Raw genomic sequence first — 990 nt, 5'->3', positions numbered from 1 at the left:
CACCCCCGGCCGGCGCGGCCAGGCCGGTAATACGTAACATGATGCCTTCCAGTTCTGCCTGGCGATTTTTCTGACGAACGAGATAGCGTGCAGATTCTGGAAGTCGTCGTATGGCAAACAGCGCCAGCAATACGGGAATGGCTCCCCCGACCAGCAGCACTGATTGCCATCCATATTGAGGCACCAGCAGAGAGGTCAGGGCGCCTCCGAGAATCGCTCCCAACGGAACGGTCGCCATTAATACCGGGATCACGGTCCGCATGTGCTTTTTCGGCAAATATTCGGACACATATGCCAGGATATTGGGCAGCGCACCGCCAAGTCCGACGCCAGTCAAAAAGCGCAGGATCAGCAGGGAATAAAAGCCGCTGGAATATGCAGACGCGATGGTAAATATCCCAAAAATCAACGTACTCCAATACAGCATCGGTTTGCGGCCATGCCGATCCGCCAGTGGGGCCAGCACCACTGCACCCGCAAACATGCCAAAAAATCCCGCACTGAAAATGGGACCGAAATTTTCTCTTGCGATCCCCAAACTGTCTCCGATGTCCGGCGCCAACATCCCAAGGCTTTGGGCGTCGAAGCCATCGAGTATTGCAACAAGGGCGCAGATCGTGATGGCGAATATCTGCAGCTTGCTGATGGGGGCTTGCTCTATGACGTGGTCGAGGTCTGCGGCCTCTCGATGATCGTCCATGGCGTCTCCTGATTTTTATCTGTGAGGGTCGGTCAATGCCGACGGCAGGTACATTTTTTAGAAAGAAAACGGCGTGCCGCCGTCGCTGGAAGTCGTCAGGCCGGTGTCATGGCGGGTATCCGGAGCAGCTTCCCGCGCTGCTATTCTGCATCGGGCTGACAGTCGGGGTGGGCCAGTTGAAATGCCTCCAGGGCTTCGCAATTCCCGACGATACGCGTGATGGCAGGGAACGCCGACAAGTCGCAGTTGAAGCGCCTGGCATTGTAGATTTGCGGCACTAGGCAGCAGTC

General features: G+C 56.6%; 2 protein-coding genes. Both read right to left on the bottom strand.

Translation table 11 applies throughout. The annotated features are described in order from the left end of the window. Positions 1 to 700 (bottom strand): MFS transporter (locus HLUSI_RS0103620; RefSeq protein WP_016832674.1); only part of this gene is annotated, 700 nt, incomplete at its 3' end. 140 nt (positions 701 to 840) lie between these two features. Continuing rightward, the coding region (locus HLUSI_RS33820) for a maleylacetoacetate isomerase (RefSeq protein WP_040503126.1) at positions 841 to 990 on the bottom strand (150 nt) is incomplete at its 5' end.

It is taken from the genome of Herbaspirillum lusitanum P6-12 (genome assembly GCF_000256565.1).
Lineage (GTDB): Bacteria > Pseudomonadota > Gammaproteobacteria > Burkholderiales > Burkholderiaceae_D > Herbaspirillum > Herbaspirillum lusitanum.
This window is presented reverse-complemented; position numbering and strand designations above follow the sequence as displayed.